The organism is Mesorhizobium sp. RCAM 06353 (genome assembly GCF_059683585.1).
The window spans coordinates 2,826,837-2,843,170 of the sequence record NZ_CM185031.1 but is presented as its reverse complement, the minus strand read 5'-3'; the positions used below and the strand labels follow the sequence as shown (position 1 = coordinate 2,843,170).

General features: G+C 64.0%; 16 protein-coding genes and 1 pseudogene. 14 read left to right on the top strand and 3 right to left on the bottom strand.

All coding sequences use genetic code 11. From position 1 onward, the window contains the following. Positions 1-2 precede the first annotated feature (2 nt). The 6 genes from lgt to AC56QX_RS13435 all read left to right on the top strand — a co-directional run bounded on the left by lgt (position 3) and on the right by AC56QX_RS13435 (position 5,765). Positions 3-863 carry a prolipoprotein diacylglyceryl transferase gene (gene lgt, locus AC56QX_RS13460; protein ID WP_497116530.1) on the top strand — a complete coding sequence of 287 codons (861 nt, stop codon included), beginning with the start codon at positions 3-5 and terminating at the stop codon, positions 861-863. Next, positions 860-1,948: a class I SAM-dependent methyltransferase gene (locus tag AC56QX_RS13455; RefSeq protein ID WP_497116528.1), complete on the top strand. Its 1,089-nt coding sequence runs from the start codon at positions 860-862 to the stop codon at positions 1,946-1,948. Before lgt ends, AC56QX_RS13455 begins: the two co-directional genes overlap by 4 nt. Positions 1,949-2,051: 103 nt before the next feature. Further along, positions 2,052-2,846, top strand: a complete 795-nt coding sequence (gene pgeF, locus AC56QX_RS13450; RefSeq protein WP_497116526.1) for a peptidoglycan editing factor PgeF — start codon at positions 2,052-2,054, stop codon at positions 2,844-2,846. Then, a complete protein-coding gene (locus AC56QX_RS13445) occupies positions 2,846-3,997 on the top strand; it encodes a M24 family metallopeptidase (protein ID WP_497116524.1) in 1,152 nt (383 codons plus the stop codon). Before pgeF ends, AC56QX_RS13445 begins: the two co-directional genes overlap by 1 nt. A gap of 43 nt (positions 3,998-4,040) precedes the next feature. After that, the gene (locus AC56QX_RS13440) at positions 4,041-4,661 is read left to right on the top strand and encodes a hypothetical protein (RefSeq protein ID WP_497116522.1); all 621 of its coding nucleotides are present in this window, start codon (positions 4,041-4,043) and stop codon (positions 4,659-4,661) included. A 168-nt stretch (positions 4,662-4,829) separates the two neighbouring features. Continuing rightward, complete coding sequence (locus AC56QX_RS13435; RefSeq protein ID WP_015316090.1) at positions 4,830-5,765, top strand: ribose-phosphate pyrophosphokinase; 936 nt, start codon at positions 4,830-4,832, stop codon at positions 5,763-5,765. Here the strand turns inward: AC56QX_RS13435 and AC56QX_RS13430 are convergent. Next, a complete protein-coding gene (locus AC56QX_RS13430) occupies positions 5,762-6,649 on the bottom strand; it encodes an AraC family transcriptional regulator (protein ID WP_497116520.1) in 888 nt (295 codons plus the stop codon). The genes AC56QX_RS13435 and AC56QX_RS13430 overlap by 4 nt on opposite strands. 144 nt (positions 6,650-6,793) lie before the next feature. On the opposite strand from AC56QX_RS13430, the gene AC56QX_RS13425 reads away from it, so the two are divergent. Then, complete coding sequence (locus AC56QX_RS13425; RefSeq protein WP_497116518.1) at positions 6,794-8,038, top strand: MFS transporter; 1,245 nt, start codon at positions 6,794-6,796, stop codon at positions 8,036-8,038. A 165-nt stretch (positions 8,039-8,203) separates the two neighbouring features. Continuing rightward, entirely contained in the window at positions 8,204-8,953 is a 750-nt protein-coding gene (locus tag AC56QX_RS13420) for an SDR family oxidoreductase (RefSeq protein WP_497116516.1), read from the top strand. A gap of 59 nt (positions 8,954-9,012) precedes the next feature. Here the strand turns inward: AC56QX_RS13420 and AC56QX_RS13415 are convergent, their stop codons facing one another. Next, positions 9,013-9,870, bottom strand: a complete 858-nt coding sequence (locus AC56QX_RS13415; RefSeq protein WP_497116514.1) for an alpha/beta fold hydrolase — start codon at positions 9,868-9,870, stop codon at positions 9,013-9,015. 149 nt (positions 9,871-10,019) lie between these two features. Here AC56QX_RS13415 and AC56QX_RS13410 point away from each other — a divergent pair, with 149 nt between their 5' ends. After that, positions 10,020-10,451 carry a MarR family winged helix-turn-helix transcriptional regulator gene (locus AC56QX_RS13410; RefSeq protein ID WP_497116512.1) on the top strand — a complete coding sequence of 144 codons (432 nt, stop codon included), beginning with the start codon at positions 10,020-10,022 and terminating at the stop codon, positions 10,449-10,451. Between the two features lie 52 nt (positions 10,452-10,503). On the opposite strand, the gene AC56QX_RS13405 is transcribed toward AC56QX_RS13410, so the two are convergent. Further along, positions 10,504-11,541 (bottom strand): LacI family DNA-binding transcriptional regulator, encoded by a 1,038-nt coding sequence (locus AC56QX_RS13405; RefSeq protein WP_497116510.1) that lies wholly within the window; start codon positions 11,539-11,541, stop codon positions 10,504-10,506. Between the two features lie 272 nt (positions 11,542-11,813). Between AC56QX_RS13405 and AC56QX_RS13400 the strand changes: the two genes are divergently transcribed. From AC56QX_RS13400 to AC56QX_RS13380, 5 genes and pseudogenes are all read left to right on the top strand, one after another. Then, positions 11,814-12,833 carry a sterol desaturase family protein gene (locus AC56QX_RS13400; protein WP_497116508.1) on the top strand — a complete coding sequence of 340 codons (1,020 nt, stop codon included), beginning with the start codon at positions 11,814-11,816 and terminating at the stop codon, positions 12,831-12,833. Between the two features lie 97 nt (positions 12,834-12,930). After that, a pseudogene (locus tag AC56QX_RS13395) lies at positions 12,931-13,910 on the top strand (sugar ABC transporter substrate-binding protein). Between the two features lie 174 nt (positions 13,911-14,084). Then, positions 14,085-15,086 carry an ABC transporter permease gene (locus tag AC56QX_RS13390; protein ID WP_497117751.1) on the top strand — a complete coding sequence of 334 codons (1,002 nt, stop codon included), beginning with the start codon at positions 14,085-14,087 and terminating at the stop codon, positions 15,084-15,086. Continuing rightward, on the top strand, positions 15,086-15,910 hold the full coding sequence (locus tag AC56QX_RS13385) for an ATP-binding cassette domain-containing protein (protein WP_497116506.1): 825 nt from the start codon (positions 15,086-15,088) through the stop codon (positions 15,908-15,910). The genes AC56QX_RS13390 and AC56QX_RS13385 overlap by 1 nt, the downstream gene beginning before the upstream one ends. A gap of 112 nt (positions 15,911-16,022) precedes the next feature. After that, on the top strand, positions 16,023-16,334 hold the full coding sequence (locus AC56QX_RS13380; protein ID WP_477224085.1) for a MocE family 2Fe-2S type ferredoxin: 312 nt from the start codon (positions 16,023-16,025) through the stop codon (positions 16,332-16,334).

Below are 16,334 nucleotides of genomic sequence, written 5' to 3'. Positions count from 1 at the left end.
CGTTGAACGAATATTTCCTGCTGCCGCTGGCCTCGTTGCCCTTCCCCAACATCAACCCGATCCTCATCCAGATCGGGCCGCTGGCGGTGCACTGGTACGGCGTCGGCTACATCGTCGGCATCCTGTTCGCCTGGTGGTACGCCAAGCGGCTCGCCGCCAACCCGAAACTGTGGCCCGACGGCATCCTGCCGATGAAGCCGGAGGACCTCGACGATTTCATCGTCTGGGCGGCGATCGGCGTCGTGCTCGGCGGCCGCACCGGCTACGTGCTGTTCTATGATCTGGCGCGCTATATCGCGCATCCGCTCGACATCTTCGCCGTCTGGCAAGGCGGCATGTCGTTCCATGGCGGCCTGCTCGGCGTCATCCTCGCCATGACGCTGTTTTCCATCAAGCGCGGCATCCGCACCTGGTCGCTGTTCGATGTCGTGGCCGCGGGCGTGCCGGTTGGGCTCGGCCTGGTGCGCGTCGCCAACTTCATCAATTCCGAGCTCTGGGGCCGGCCAACCGACGTGCCGTGGGGAATCGAATTCCCCAATGGCGGACCGTTCACCCGCCATCCGAGCCAGCTTTACGAAGCCTTCCTCGAGGGCATCGTACTGTTCCTCGTGCTGCGCATCCTCACCCATTCGCGCCTCAAGCTGAAGACGCCGCGCTTCGTCGGCGGCGCCTTCATCTGCGGCTACGGCCTGTCGCGCATCTTCGTCGAGTTCTTCCGCGAGCCCGACCAGCAGCTCGGCTATCTCCTCGGCACCAACTGGCTGACCATGGGCATGATCCTGTCGACGCCGATGGTGCTGGCCGGCATCTGGGCGATGGCGACGGCCAAGCCGGTGACGCAAGCACAGCCGCAGGCGACATGACGCGGCTGAAGACCCGCATCGTCGACCTGATCGAGGCGCTCGGCCCCCTACCCGTCAACGAATACATGGCGCTGTGCCTGTTCGATCCCGCCGACGGCTACTACACGACGCGCGAGCCCTTCGGCGCCGCCGGCGATTTTGTCACCGCGCCGGAGATCAGCCAGATGTTCGGCGAACTCGTCGCTGTCTGGCTCTACCAGGCTTGGGCCGCGATTGGCCGGCCAATGCCGGTCACCATCGCCGAGATCGGCCCGGGCCGAGGCACGCTGATGAAGGACATGCTGCGCACCCTGTCCCGGCTCGACCCCACGCTGGCCAATGGCGCCGCCTTCGCCATGATCGAGACCAGCCCGCGCCTAACCGAGGTGCAGAAACAGACGCTCGACGCGACACCCTTCGCGATTGGCTGGCACGAGACCATCGAGACCTTGCCCGATCAGCCGCTGCTCATCGTCGGCAACGAATTGTTCGACGCCGTGCCGATCCGCCAGTTCGTCCGCGCCGGTACGGGCTGGCGCGAGCGCATGGTCAGCCTGGACGACGAGAATGCCCTTTGCTTCTTCGCCGGCGCCGGCTCGGTCGACCCGACACTGCTGCCCGTTGACGCCGCTGAAGCGCCGCAAGGCGCGGTCGTCGAGATCGCACCCGCCCGCACCGCGCTGATGGCGGCCATTGCCGAACGCGTGGCCCGCCATGGCGGCGCCGGCCTGTTCCTCGACTATGGCTATCTCCAGCCGGGTGTCGGCGACACGCTGCAGGCCTTGCGCCGGCACAATCACGAAGATGTGCTGGCCAATCCCGGCGAAGCCGACCTCACCTCGCATGTCGATTTCGCCGCCCTTGCCGCCACCGTGCGCGCTCATGGTCTCGATGCCCATCTGTCGACGCAAGGCAATTTCCTGCTCGGCATGGGCATTCTCGAGCGTGCCGGCCGACTTGGCGCCGATGCCGGCCAGACGGCCCGCGACAAGATCACCGAAGATGTCGAACGCCTCGCCGGACCGCAGGCCATGGGCGAGTTGTTCAAGGTGCTCGCCGTGTTGCCGCGCGGCGTGACCATCCGCCCCTTTGCCACGGCGGATTGACTTTTCACCGCTGCCCCTCCCAATCTCCCGTCCGGTAAAAGAGCGGTCGGACCGCCAGCCGCTTTTTCTTGACGAAACCGCCCACACGGACAACAACGCCCGCATGCTGAATCAGACCAAACCGGAACCCGTTCGGTCGCCGCTGCTGGACAAGGCGCAGGCACAAGGCATCCGCCACGGCTATTTCACCCGCACAGGCGGCGTCTCGACCGGCATCTACCAGGGCCTCAACATCGGCACCGGATCGGATGACGACAAGGCGCTGGTGGCCGAGAACCGCGCCCGCGTCGCCGCCTGGATGGGCGTGCCGGCGAGCCATCTGTTGACCGCCTGGCAGATCCATTCCCCCGACGTCGTCGTCGCCAGGGAACCTTTTGCCGGCGAACGTCCGAAGGCCGATGCCATCGTCACCGACCGCCCGGGCATAGCCATCGGCGCCTCGACCGCCGATTGCGGCCCGGTGCTGTTCGCGGATGCCGGGGCGCGCATCATCGGCGCGGCGCATGCCGGCTGGAAAGGCGCTTTTACGGGCGTGCTGGAAAACACCATTGCCGCCATGGAAGGCCTGGGTGCCCGGCGCGAAAACATCGTCGCCGTGCTCGGCCCTTCGATCGGCCCCGACAATTACGAAGTCGGGCCGGAATTCGTTGCCCGCTTCGTCGAGGCCGACGCGGAAAACATCGGCTACTTCGCACCCTCCGCCACATCAGGCCATGCCATGTTCGATCTCAACCGCTACACGGTCGACCGGCTGGCCAGGGCCGGGGTGACCGCCGAGGGCCTCGGCCGCTGCACCTATGCCGAGGAAGATCTGTTTTACTCCTACCGGCGCACCACGCACCGCAAGGAGCCCGATTACGGCCGGCAGGTTTCGGCCATCGTTTTGGAGACTGAATAATGGCGTTGCATTTTGAACGATCGGAATTTGACGCGCGGCGCGACCGGCTGATGATCGAGATGGCCGAGAAGAAACTCGACGCCATCCTGCTGTTCGCGCAGGAAAGCATGTACTGGCTGACCGGCTACGACACGTTCGGCTTTTGCTTCTTCCAGTGCCTGGTGGTGAAGGCCGACGGCTCGATGGTGCTGTTGACCCGCTCGGCCGACCTGCGCCAGGCGCGAAACACCTCGATCATCGACAACATCGTGCTGTGGACCGACCGCAATGGCGCCAACCCGGCGGTCGACCTGCGCAATCTGCTCAACGATCTCAACCTGCTTGGCGCCCGCATCGGCGTCGAATACGACACCCACGGCCTGACAGCCTACAATGGCCGCCGGCTGGACGAGCAGTTGCAGACCTTCGGCCAGATCGCCGATGCGTCCGGAATTGTCGGCCGCTTGCGCCTGTTCAAGAGCCCGGCCGAGATCGCCAAGGCCGAGAAGGCCGCCAATCTCTCCGACGACGCGCTGGACGCGGCACTGCCGCTGATCAAGCAGGGGGGCGACGAGGCGCTGATCCTGGCCGCCATGCAAGGCGCGATCTTCGCCGGCGGCGGCGACTATCCGGCCAATGAATTCATCATCGGCTCGGGCGTCGATGCGCTGCTCTGCCGCTACAAGGCCGGCCGCCGCAAGCTGACCAAGAACGACCAGCTGACGCTCGAATGGGCGGGTGTCTTCCATCACTACCATGCGCCGATGATGCGCACGGTGCTGACCGGCAAGGTGTCGAAGCGCCATCAGGAACTGTTCGACGCTGCCCGCGCGGCCCTTCTCGCGGTGGAAAAGGCGATGGCGCCGGGCAATACATTCGGCGACGTGTTCGACGCCCACGCCCGCACCATTGAGGCGCACGGCCTGACCAAGCACCGGCTGAACGCCTGCGGCTACTCGGTCGGCGCCCGCTTCACGCCGTCCTGGATGGACATGCCGATGTTCTATCAGGGCAACCCCGAGCCGATCGCGCCGCACATGACGCTGTTCGCCCACATGATCATCATGGATTCCGAGACCGAGACGGCAATGACGCTTGGCCGCACCTACCTGACCACCGAATCCCAGCCGAAGCCGCTGTCCCGCCATGATCTCGACTTGATCGTACAGTGAATCCATAATGGGAGGCGTTCTTCGCCAAGGAGTTAGAAGGCAAATGAGACGATCGCATGTGACGACCGTGTCATTGCTTGTGGCATTGGCTCTTGCCTCCTGCACCAACGCAAAGGACGTTCTCGAACCTTCCGCCATCACCCCGCCGGCGACCTCGGCGCCGGCAGCACCGGGCAGTACGGCGGCCACAGTTCCCGCAACGTCACCAGCCGCGCCTACCACCACCACGGGCGTTCCTGCAACCACTGCACCGCTCACTTCAGCCCAGAGCGCCGCCATCCTGTCGAAGACCCGGCTGCAGATCGCGCCGATCGTCGGCGCTTCGGTCGAGGCCGCCACGCCGCTCACGGCGGAACTGCAGACGCGCGCCAAACAGCGTGGCATCACGCTTGCCGGCAGCGCCGACCAGACCGCGACGCATGTGCTGAAGGGCTATTTCTCGGCGATTTCCGAAGGCAAGGACACCACGGTTATCTATGTCTGGGACGTCTACGACCCCGCAGGCAACCGCCTGCACCGCATCAACGGCCAGATGAAGGCGCCTTCGGTTGGCAATGGCGGGGGCGCCGACAGCTGGAAGGATGTCTCGCCCGCAACCATGCAGGCGATCGCCGACCAGACCATCGACCAGTTCGCGGCATTTCTTGGCGGCAAGGCGGGTTAGCAAGTTGTGCTGGAGTGTTGCCCCTTGGCGATGGCAAGAACCTTTCTTGAGTTTAGCCGGCGGATTCCCGATCTCGGCGCTTGCAATACCGGCGCGGGCCGCTAAAAGCCCGGTTAACGGGCGCAGGCGAGTCCGTGAGGTCTCGCTATCCTCCACCAGGAACGGTGCATGAAACTCTTCGCGGGCAATTCCAACAGGGTGCTGGCCGAAGCGGTCGCCCGTTATCTCAATGTCCCGCTGGGCAAGGCCAGTGTCAGGCGCTTCGCCGACCAGGAAATCTTCGTCGAAATCCAGGAAAACGTGCGCGGCGAGGATGTCTTCATCCTGCAGTCGACCTCGTTCCCGACCAACGATCACCTGATGGAACTGCTCATCATGATCGACGCCTTCATGCGCTCCTCGGCCAAGCGCATCACGGCGGTGATTCCCTATTTCGGCTATGCCAGGCAGGATCGCCGGGCGTCAGGCCGCACGCCGATCTCGGCCAAGCTGGTTGCCAACATGATCACCCGCGCCGGCGTCGACCGGGTTCTGACGCTCGACCTCCATGCCGGCCAGATCCAGGGTTTTTTCGATATCCCGACCGACAATCTGTTCTCGGTGCCGGTGATGGCCCGCGACGTGAAGGCGAAATACAAGCAACTCGGCAACGTCGTGGTGGTCTCGCCCGATATTGGCGGCGTGGTGCGGGCGCGGGCGTTGGCCAAGCGCTTCGATGCGCAACTCGCCATCGTCGACAAGCGCCGTGAACGCCCGGGCGAATCGGAAGTCATGAACATCATCGGCGCCGTCGCCGGCAAGGATTGCCTGCTGATCGACGACATCGTCGATTCCGGCGGCACGCTGTGCAATGCCGCCGATGCGCTGCTGGCCAATGGCGCCACCAGCGTCACCGCCTATATCACCCACGGCGTGCTGTCGGGCGGCGCTGTCGCCCGCATCAGCGGCTCGAAGCTGCAGGAACTGGTGATCACCGATTCCATCCAGCCGACGCAGGGCGTGCTCGACGCCCCCAACATCCGCGTCATCTCGATCGCCGACCTGATGGGCGAGGCCATTTCGCGCACGGCGACCGAGGAATCGGTGTCGAGCCTGTTCGACTAATCTCCTGACGGCAGCAATCTGGTGCCTGCATCGGGCGCCGCCCGCCGCATGCCTTCGCCGTCTCGCGTGCCACGCATATAGCCGCGCGGTGAGGAGCCCAGCATGCGCTTGAACATGGTGATGAAGGCCGGCACGCTGTCATAGCCGAGATCGAGCGCCACCCGCGTGATCGGCTCGCCATCGGCGAGCCTGGGCAGCGCCGCGAACAGGCAGGCCTGCTGGCGCCATGTCGACAGCGACAGGCCGGTCTGGCGCTGGAAGGCGCGGGTGAAGGAGCGCCGGCTCATGCCCGCGGCATCAGCCCATTCGTCGATCGTCGCATGCGGCGAAGGGGCGGCGACGAAGCGACGGCACAGTATCGCCAGCCGCGGATCGGACGGGAACGGCAGGCCGAGCGGCCGTTCCGGCAAGGTCGGGATTTCGTGCAGCAGCAGGTTCATGATCAGCCCGCCGCGCCCTTGCAACTCGCCACCTTGCGGCAGTTTCTCCGATTCCACGATCAGGCTGTGCATCAACTCGGTGACACCGACGACGCGCAAGCCTTCCGGCAGGCCGGGAATCGCGCCAGGCATGACATAGACCGAGCGCATCGAGACATCGCCCAGCATCTCGACGGAATGCTCCGTGCCGGCCGGAATCCACATTGCGTGGTCCGGCGGCACCATCCAGCGCCCGTGCCGCGTCGTCACCAGCACGACGCCGACCAGCGCGTGCAGCAACTGGCTGCGGCTGTGGCGGTGCTGCGGCACATGGTAGCCATCGGGATATTCGGTCGGCAACGCCACCGCCGGCCCGGCGACCTCCTCCAGCCATTGCCAGCGACTCTCATGCAATTGGCCGAGATCGGCATTGCCGGCGCGAAAGATTTCCCTGCCATGCGGCATCTTGTATGGCCCACTTGCGAAACTATTGGACCAAACCACGAAAGAAGTCGCGCTGCAAGCAGCCTATAAGGCAACCGTCCCTAAGGCGGCCGCGCCGCCAGATTGCCTGCGGGCGTGCCCGCCAAAAAGACCACGGAGCCACCCTTGACCGATACGACAGCCGCCAGCGTCGCGCCACTTGCGCCCGCCAGTCACGCCTCCGCCCAGGCGACGGCCTTCACCGTCATCCTGGCGGTGAGCTTCTGCCACTGCATCAACGACATCATGCAGTCGCTGCTATCGGCCATTTATCCGCTTTTGAAAGAGAATTACGGCCTCGATTTCTGGCAGATCGGCCTGTTGACCTTCACCTTCCAGGTGACGGCGTCCTTGCTGCAGCCGGTGATCGGCATGGTCACCGACAAGCGGCCGATGCCCTATTCCCTGCCCTACGGCATGGCCTCTTCGCTGATCGGCCTGGTCGTGCTGGCCTATGCCGGACATTACTATCTGCTGCTGCTCGGTGCCTCGCTGATCGGCATCGGCTCGGCGATCTTCCACCCGGAATCATCGCGCATCGCGCGCTTTGCCTCGGGTGGCCGGTTTGGCCTGGCGCAGTCGCTGTTCCAGGTCGGCGGCAATTTCGGCCAGTCGATGGGGCCGCTGCTGGCCGCCTTCATCGTCGTGCCCTTCGGCCAGACCAGCATCGCCTGGTTCGCCGTCGGCTCGCTGATCGGCATCTTCGTTTTGTGGCAGGTTGGCGGCTGGTACAGCCGGCTGCGCGCCGCGCAAGGCACCCGCAAGGCGGCAAGCTTCGTGTCGCCCTTTCCGCGCCGCAAGGTGATGAACGCATTGATCGTGCTGACCTTGCTGGTGCTGAGCAAGAACGCCTACATCGCCAGCCTCGCCAGCTACTACACCTTCTACTCCATCCATAAGTTCGGGGTGTCGGTGCAGATGTCCCAGGTGATGCTGTTCCTGTTCCTCGGCGCCTCGGCGCTCGGCATCCTGCTCGGCGGCCCGTTCGGCGACCGCTACGGACAGAAGGCGATGATCTGGTTCTCGATCGTCGGCGTGCTGCCCTTCACGCTGGCGCTGCCCTACGCCAATCTGGAATGGACGATGGTGCTCACCGTGCTGATCGGGCTGATCCTGTCCTCGGCCTTCTCCAACATCGTCGTCTTCGCGCAGGAACTGGTGCCGGGGCGTGTCGGCATGATCGCCGGCATCTTCTTCGGCTTCGCCTTCGGCATGGGCGGCATCGCGGCCGCCGTGCTCGGCGTCGTCGCCGACATGAAGGGCATCGATTTCGTCTTCCAGATCTGCTCGTATTTGCCGTTCCTGGGATTGCTCACGGTGTTCCTGCCGAACATGAAGGAAGCCCGCAAGGCTCAGCCAGCAATCAGCTAAAATCAGCTGATCTTCCGATTTGACACGAGGGGCGTGGCAACGGCCACGCCCCTCGTGATTCTATCACCTTACGCCAGGTGAAAAGCCTGTTAGGAATCCTTATCCCTGACGGCAGGGCTTGGATCAGCGAACGCCTTCGCTCCAAGTCAGAAGAGGCAAGCTGATATGTCCAGACTTGAAGGCAAGGTCGCACTGATTACGGGCGGCACCAGCGGCATCGGCCTGGTGACGGCGCGCCGTTTCATCGAGGAAGGCGCGCGCGTCGCCATCACCGGCACCAATACGGGCCGCCTCGAGGAAGCGCGCAACATCTTGGGCGGCGATGTGCTCATCATCGCCGCCGATGCCGGAGATGCCCCAGCCCAGAACGACATCGCCCGGCAGATCGGGGAAACCTTCGGCAAGCTCGACGCTCTCTTCCTCAACGCCGGTATCGCCGATTTGCGCCCGCTTGGCGACTCGACCGAGGCGGCGTTCGACAGGAGCATCGATATCGACCTCAAGGGACCGTACTTCCTGGTCAAGGCGCTCGTTCCGCTGTTTTCGAACCCGTCTTCGATCATCCTCAGCGGCTCGGTCAACGCGCATATGGGAATGGCCGGAACGCACGTCTATGCACTGGCCAAGGCCGGCATGATTTCGCTGGCGCGAACGCTCTCGGGCGAACTGATAGGGCGCGGCATCCGCGCCAACGTGATCAGCCCCGGCCCGATCGACACGCCGCTCAACGACAAGCTTGGACTGGATCCGGAAGCGGCAAAGGCGCGCGCGAAAGCGGTGGTCGGCCTGGTGCCTGCCGGCCGTTTCGGAACCGCCGAAGAAATTGCCAACGCGGTGGTGTTTCTGGCCTCGGACGAATGCCCGTTCATGGTCGGCGCGGAAATGCTGATCGACGGCGGCCTGAGCATCGCCTGACACCCGGATACAAAGACACCCGCCAGATGGCGGGTGCTTTGTCTATCCAGCGGAAAGCCTTACGCCTTGAAGAAGGCCAGCAGGTCGGCGTTGATGACATCGGCATGGGTAGTCGCCATGCCGTGCGGAAAGCCCTTGTAGACCTTGAGCTCGCCCTTCTTGAGCAGCTTGATCGACAGCAGCGCCGCGTCGGCGATCGGGACGATCTGGTCGTCGTCACCGTGCATGACCAACACCGGCACGTCGATCGCCTTCAAATCCTCGGTGAAGTCGGTTTCCGAGAAGGCCTTGATGCAGTCATAATGCGCCTTGGTGCCGCCCATCATGCCCTGGCGCCACCAATTGTCGATGACGCCCTGCGAGACTTCAGCCCCTGGGCGGTTGAAGCCGTAGAACGGACCGGCCGGAACGTCGCGGAAGAACTGGGCGCGGTTGGCTGCCTGGGCGGCGCGGAAGCCGTCGAAGACCTCGATCGGCAGGCCGCCGGGATTGGCAGCTGTCTTGAGCATGATCGGCGGCACAGCCCCGATCAGCACCGCCTTGGCGACGCGGCCGCCTGAGCCGTACTTCGCGACATAACGCGCCACCTCGCCGCCGCCGGTCGAATGGCCGACATGGATGGCGTTCTTGAGGTCGAGATGCGCGGCAAGTTCGGCCACATCGGCGGCATAGGTGTCCATCTCGTTGCCGATATCCGTCTGGGTCGAGCGGCCATGGCCGCGCCGGTCATGGGCAATGACGCGGTAGCCTTGTGCCAGGAAGAACAGCATCTGGGCGTCCCAGTCGTCGCTGCTCAACGGCCAGCCATGATGGAAGACGATGGGCTGACCGGTTCCCCAGTCCTTGTAGAAAATCTGCGTACCGTCCTTGGTGGTGATCGTGCCGCTGCCGGAACCGGACTTTGTCTGCGTAGCCATCTCAATCTCCTCTGATTGCTTTCGCGATAAACAATATCGCGATACGAATATCGTTAGCGCAGCTCCAAACCCTTGTCTACAAGAAATATGTATCGCGATATCATTTTTCGTGGTATCGAATTCTCTAGTCGGCAAACAAGGAATGCGTCGTGCCTCTTCCGTTGGACAATCAGCTCTGCTTCACGCTCTACGCCACCTCGATGGCGATCAACCGCACCTACAAGCCGATGCTGGACGAGATGAGGATCACCTATCCGCAATATCTTGTGCTCAACGCGCTTGCCGAGGCCGACGGCATGTCGGTCGGCGCGATCGCGCACCGGCTCGCTTTGGAATCGAGCACCATCACGCCGCTGGTGAAGCGGATGGAACAGGCCGGTCTGGTCACACGCCAGCGCAGCCAGACCGACGAGCGCCAGGTGCAGGTCGACCTGACATCGGTCGGACGTGCGCTGCTGGTCCAGTGCAACTGCCTCAACGAGACCTTGATCGAGCGCTCGGGCATGACGCTGGCTGAGCTTGATGCGCTGAACCGCCAGATCCAGGCGCTGCGCGATGCGCTGAGCAGCGGTCAGGGGTAGCCGATGCCAGGCGCTCCCGGGCGCCAATGCTGCGAAGGCGCGCAACCACCAGTCAGATATTCTCCCGCGTATAAATTTCGAACGGCAGAATGGTGGTGAAGGTGCCGCCCTCATTGGGGCCGGCAACAGCGCGCACCATGCCGCCCAGCGCTTCCTGCGCGATGCGGGCGAGCGGGTGCGAGATGATGAAGGTCAGCGTGCCGTCGAGCAGCGCGGAACGGGTCGACTCCATCAGTTCGTAGCCGACGACGACGACGCTGCCGGCACGGCCGGTGGAGCGCAGGGCGGCAATGGTGCCGGTGATGCCGCCACCGGCGACATAAAGCCCGGACAGATCCGGATTCTCGTTCAGCAGCTTTTCGGTCATCTCCTGCGCGATGGCGCTGGATTCGAAGGTCAGCAGCGGCTCGAGCAGCGTGAAATCAGGCGCATGCTCGCGGAAATAGGAGCGGAAGCCGCTTTCGTTCATTTCCTGGCAGCGATAGCGGTGATTGCCGACGAGGATGCCGAGCTTGCCAGGCGCCTTGCAGACATGCTCGAACACCCAGGCTGCGGTGCGCCCGACCTTCCAGCCATCCAGCCCGATATAATGAACCTGGCCCGTCGCCGAGATCTGCGAGATCAGCGCAAACACCGGCACGTTGCGGGCCTGCAGCGCGTCGACCGCCTGGGTGACCAGCGGATGGACGGCGGCGACGACACCGACGGCGTCGCATTCGGCGCCGAGCGCCAGCAGGCGCGCTCCGACATTCTGCGGCGACAGATCGTCGAGAAACTCGATGCACAGCTCTATCTCGCAGTCGGGCATGGCCGGCGCCACCGCGCGCAGCGCCTCGGCGATGTTGCGGTAGAAGGCGCGGCCCGGCTGGTGCAGCAGGAAGCCGAAGCGGTAGTGCGGCCGGGCCGCCGCTATGCGGCTGCGCAGCGCGCCCATGCCGTAGAAGCCGATCTGCTCGGCGGCCAGCCTGACGCGCTCGCGCGTGCCCTGGCGGACGGCGCAAGCGCCGCTCAGCACCCGGTTGACGGTGGCCACCGAAACATTCGCCTCGGCGGCGACATCCCTGATCGTCGGCCGCTTGTTCTGATCCATTTCGTCTCATCCGCCTGGTGCAATTGATACGAAAATATCATTCATCGCGCCAGATTGATATGAATGACACAATCCATTTGGAACAAACATTCTATTCTTGATTCATTTTGGATCAAGATGTTTATCTCTGGAAAAGCAAGCAAGGCGGACGCACCGCCAGTCCAGGGATAGCAGCAGCACAGCGCAGACAGGTTGTCGCCCACCGCTCACAGGCGGTGTGAGGCAGCGTGCGCGTGCGGCCCATCCCAAGGCGTTGCGGGTGGAGGAACTGCATGGACGATCTCAAATACGGCGTGCGCGACAAGCGCGGCGACTGGAAGCCGAACGGACGCATCGAAGGCGCGCCGTTGTGGAACTGGCCGCCCAGGCCGCCGAAGATCCTGGCGTGGCTGCCCGGCTATATCTGGCCGTGGAATGCCTGCCACATGGCAACCGCGCTGCTCTACTGGTTCTATATCGTGCCTGACGTCGAGACGATGAAGACCATCAGCTGGGGCTGGGCGCTGTGGCTCTATGCCGTCAATGCCGCCGCGATCCTCGTCTTCTACGGCATCTTCGAGCTGCGCTATTACATCAAGCGCACCCAGGCGACGCGGTTCAAATACAACCACAAATTCCCCGGCGATGCGCCCTCCGACGTGTTCTGGTTCCAGAGCCAGAACCTCGACAATTTCCTGCGCTCGTTCTTCATCACCATCCCGCTGTGGACCGTGGTCGAAGTCGTCTTCCTCTGGTGCTTTGCCAATGGTTACGTGCCGTGGGTCGGCTGGTCGGATCATCCGGTCTACCTCGCCGCTCTGGTGCTGGTCGCGCCGGCCATCCACGAGGTGCATTTCTTCTTCATCCACCGCCTGATCCACTGGGGCCCGCTCTATCGCTGGATCCATTCGGTCCACCACAATTCGATCAACCCCTCGCCCTGGTCGTCGCTGTCGATGCATCCGGTGGAAGGGTTCCTCTACCACGCAGTCGCCTTCTGGCACCTGGTCATCCCGTCCAATCCGATCGTCGCGCTGTTCCAGCTGCATGTCGCCGGCTTCGGCGCCGTCAATGGCCATCTCGGCTTCGACAAGCTGGAAGTGACCGAGGACACGGCCGTCAACAGCCACGCCTACACGCATTACCTGCACCACAAATATTTCGAGGTGAACTATGGCGGCGACCGGCTGATCCCGCTCGATCGCTGGTTCGGCACCTGGCACGACGGCACAAGAGAGGGCGAAGCCATGATGGACGCCCGCTTCCAGAAAAAGAAGGAACGCATGAACGCCAAAGCCGCGGCGAACCATTGATCAACCGACGCAACGCGCAATCGGGAGAGGTGCGCGCCTGCGGATGAATGCAATTTTTCTAAAACCCGTCTGACGACGGCAACCGGGAGGAAATGAAATGAAAACGATCACGAAACTGCTGACGGCGATCATGCTTGCGGGCGTGGCGGCGACATCGGCCACCTCGGCAATGGCCGATGGGGCGAAGATCTTCGTCATCGGCGGCAAGGCCGACGACCCGTTCTGGTCGAAGGTCAAGAAGGGCGCCGACGATGCCGGCAAGGTCGCTGAACTGACCGGCGGCTCGGTGACCTGGCTCGGCCCGCAGAACTACGACAATCTCGGCCCCGACGCGGCCAAGCTGATCCGCACCGCGCTCAGCCAGAAGCCGAGCGCCATTGTCGGCCCCGACTGGGTGCCGGAGGCCATGGACGACGCCTTCAAGGAGGTCGTTGCCGCCGGCGTGCCGCTCATCATCTACAATTCCGGCGGCATGGACGCGGCCAAGCGGCTCGGCGCCATGAACTATGTCGGCAATGAAGAATACGCCGCTGGCCTCGGCGGCGGCGCCTATTACGGCAGCCATGGCGCCAAGAACGTGCTGTGCGTCAACACCTTGCCGGGTGCCACCAACACAGAAGACCGCTGCAAGGCATTGCCGACGCCATCGCCAAGAGTGGCGGCAAATCGAGCCAGTTGCCGCTGCCGTCGTCCAGCTTCGGCAACCCGACCGCCGTCGCCGAGGCGATCAAGGCCGCCGTGCTGAAGGACAACACGATCGATGGTGTCATCACCATCAGCGCCGGCGACGCCAACAGCGCCGCCAACGCCATCAACCAGGCAAATGCCGGCGACAAGGTCAAGCTCGCTTCCTTCGACATGGACGAGACCGGCCTGCAGAGAATCAAGGCCGGCACCCAGATGTTCGCGGTCGACCAGCAGCCCTATCTGCAGGGCTTTCTTGCGGTGTCGCTGCTGAACGGCTTCGTCAATTATGGGCTCGACCTGCCGACCAAGCCGGTGCTGACCGGACCGGGGATCGTCGACGCTGCCAATGTCGACGCGACGATGGCTGGTGCCGCGGCCGGCGCTCGCTAGCTTCTGCAGACAGAATGTCCGGCCCATCCGTGGGCCGGACATCATCTGCCACGCGCCGCCGATGATTGGCCGTGCCAGGCTCCCATTGTTCAAGCCAGGGACATTTCGATGACATCCCAAGCCCATCACGAGCCCGTCGCTGCGGCGACCGCGCCGCCCTCTCCGCACTCTTCGATGCCCTCGATCGGCAGCCTCGTGCGCCGGCCGGAAGTCGGCTCGCTGATCGGCATGATCGCCGTTCTGGTGTTCTTCTCGATCTTCGGCGGCGCCAATTTCATGTCGGCCGGGGGTGCCGCGAGCTGGCTCAACGTCGCCTCGGAACTCGGCATCATCGCGCTTCCCATCGGCCTGCTGATGATCGCCGGGCATCTCGATCTCTCCGTCGGCTCGATGGTCCCCGCCAGTTCGATGACCATCGCCATCCTGTCGGGCCACTACGGCCTGCCGATCATCGTCGGCATCCTCGCAGCACTTGGCCTTGGGCTCGCCGTCGGCTTCATCAACGGCGTGCTGGTGATCCGCACCAAGGTGCCGTCCTTCGTCGTCACGCTCGCCACGCTGTTTGCGCTCGCCGGCCTGACGCTCGGCCTCTCGGTCATCCTGTCCGGCAGCACCAGCGTCGCGCTGAAGAGCGGCCCCACCGCCAAGCTTTTGTTCGGCGACTATCTCGGCGGCAAGTTCGAGGTGACGCTGTTCTGGTGGATCGCCGCCATCCTGGTCGTCGGCTTCATCCTGAATTTCTCGCGCTTCGGCAACTGGATCCTGGCCATGGGCGGTGACGCGGTGAGCGCCCGCAACGCCGGCATCCCGACCGACAGGGTCACCATCGCGCTGTTCATGAGCAGCGGCCTGTGCGCCGCCTTCGTCGGCATGTCGCAGGCGATCCTCTACAACAGCGCCCAGGTGGCCGCCGGGCAGTCCTTCATCTTCAACTCCATCATCGCCGTGGTCATCGGCGGCGTGCTGCTGACAGGCGGTTACGGATCGGTGGTCGGCATCGTTTTGGGCACGCTGACCTTCGCCATCGTGAACCAGGGCATTTTCTACACCGGCTTCGACGCCAACTGGGCAAGCCTGATCATCGGCGTCCTGCTGCTGGCGGCCGTGCTGATGAACAACACCTTCCGCACCATGGCGCTCACCTATGCACCACGTGCCAAATCGAGGGCTCGCTGATGACACCGCCCCTGCTCAGGCTGACTGGACTCAACAAGTCGTTCGGTCCGATCGATGTGCTTCACGACATCTCGCTCGAGGTCAACAGAGGCGAGGTGCTGTGCCTGCTCGGCGACAATGGCGCCGGCAAGTCGACGCTGATCAAGATCCTCTCCGGCGTCCACAAGCCGACATCGGGCACGATGGAAATGGACGGCAGATCCGTCGCCTTCGACAGCCCCCGAGACGCCAGCGACCATGGCATCGCCACCGTGCACCAGTTCGGCGGCACATTCCCGCTGATGAGCATCGGCCGCTCCTTCTTCGTCGGCGCGGAGCCGACCCGGCGCTGGGGGCCGCTGACCATCTACGACCGCAAGCGGGCCAACGAGATCGCCGTCACCGAGATGCGCCAGCTCGGCATCACCCGCATCGACGACGGCGACCGCCTCGTCGGCGGACTGTCCGGCGGCGAACGCCAGGCGCTGGCGATCGCGCGCGCCGTGCATTTCGGTGCCAGCGTGCTGATCCTCGACGAGCCGACCGCCGCACTTGGCGTCAAGGAGGCGGCGCATGTGCTGCGCATTGTGCTGCAGGCGCGCCGCAAGGGCATCGCGGTGATCTTCATCACCCACAATGTCGTCCATGCGCTGACCGTCGGCGACCACTTCGCCGTCCTCATCAGAGGCGCCAAGGCCGCCGACTTCCGCAAGGGCGAGAAAAGCCGCGAGGCGATCACCGACCTGATGGCGGGCGGCGAGCAGATGGCCGAGCTCGAAGCCGAGATCGAGAGCTTCTCGGCGGCCGACAACGGGCATGCGCCACGGGGCGCGAGCCATGCGTGACCAGTGAAGACGCCCATCTCCTCCTCCCGGGCATCTTCCTGCACGGCCGGCGGAATGCGTGGTCCGCCGGCCGCCTTTTTCGACCAACCAAAGAACAGACGGCAGAGTGACAATGGCGAAATGGATCAACGCGTGCGCGACCGATGACATCGACGAAGAGGACGTCATCCGCTTCGACCACGAGGGCCGGACATTCGCCATCTACCGCAGCCCTGACGATGCCTTCTTCTGCACCGACGGGCTGTGCACGCATGAGAAGGTGCATCTGAGTGACGGGTTGGTTATGGAACACAGGATCGAATGCCCGAAGCACAACGGCGTGTTTGATTACCGGACCGGCGAAGCGCTGCGCGCACCGGTCTGCGTGAACCTGAAAACCTACACCACGAAGGTCGAGGACGGCCGCGTGTACATCGAGGTCTGA

Coding starts and splice junctions, on each gene's coding strand:
- AC56QX_RS13435 (WP_015316090.1), top strand. CDS start 4,830: ATGAAACTCTTCGCGGGCAATTCCAACAGGGTGCTGGCCGAAGCGGTC.
- AC56QX_RS13420 (WP_497116516.1), top strand. CDS start 8,204: ATGTCCAGACTTGAAGGCAAGGTCGCACTGATTACGGGCGGCACCAGC.
- AC56QX_RS13385 (WP_497116506.1), top strand. CDS start 15,086: ATGACACCGCCCCTGCTCAGGCTGACTGGACTCAACAAGTCGTTCGGT.
- AC56QX_RS13390 (WP_497117751.1), top strand. CDS start 14,085: ATGCCCTCGATCGGCAGCCTCGTGCGCCGGCCGGAAGTCGGCTCGCTG.
- AC56QX_RS13430 (WP_497116520.1), bottom strand. CDS start 6,649: ATGCCGCATGGCAGGGAAATCTTTCGCGCCGGCAATGCCGATCTCGGC.
- AC56QX_RS13445 (WP_497116524.1), top strand. CDS start 2,846: ATGGCGTTGCATTTTGAACGATCGGAATTTGACGCGCGGCGCGACCGG.
- AC56QX_RS13440 (WP_497116522.1), top strand. CDS start 4,041: ATGAGACGATCGCATGTGACGACCGTGTCATTGCTTGTGGCATTGGCT.
- AC56QX_RS13400 (WP_497116508.1), top strand. CDS start 11,814: ATGGACGATCTCAAATACGGCGTGCGCGACAAGCGCGGCGACTGGAAG.
- AC56QX_RS13380 (WP_477224085.1), top strand. CDS start 16,023: ATGGCGAAATGGATCAACGCGTGCGCGACCGATGACATCGACGAAGAG.
- AC56QX_RS13455 (WP_497116528.1), top strand. CDS start 860: ATGACGCGGCTGAAGACCCGCATCGTCGACCTGATCGAGGCGCTCGGC.
- AC56QX_RS13415 (WP_497116514.1), bottom strand. CDS start 9,870: ATGGCTACGCAGACAAAGTCCGGTTCCGGCAGCGGCACGATCACCACC.
- AC56QX_RS13405 (WP_497116510.1), bottom strand. CDS start 11,541: ATGGATCAGAACAAGCGGCCGACGATCAGGGATGTCGCCGCCGAGGCG.
- pgeF (WP_497116526.1), top strand. CDS start 2,052: ATGCTGAATCAGACCAAACCGGAACCCGTTCGGTCGCCGCTGCTGGAC.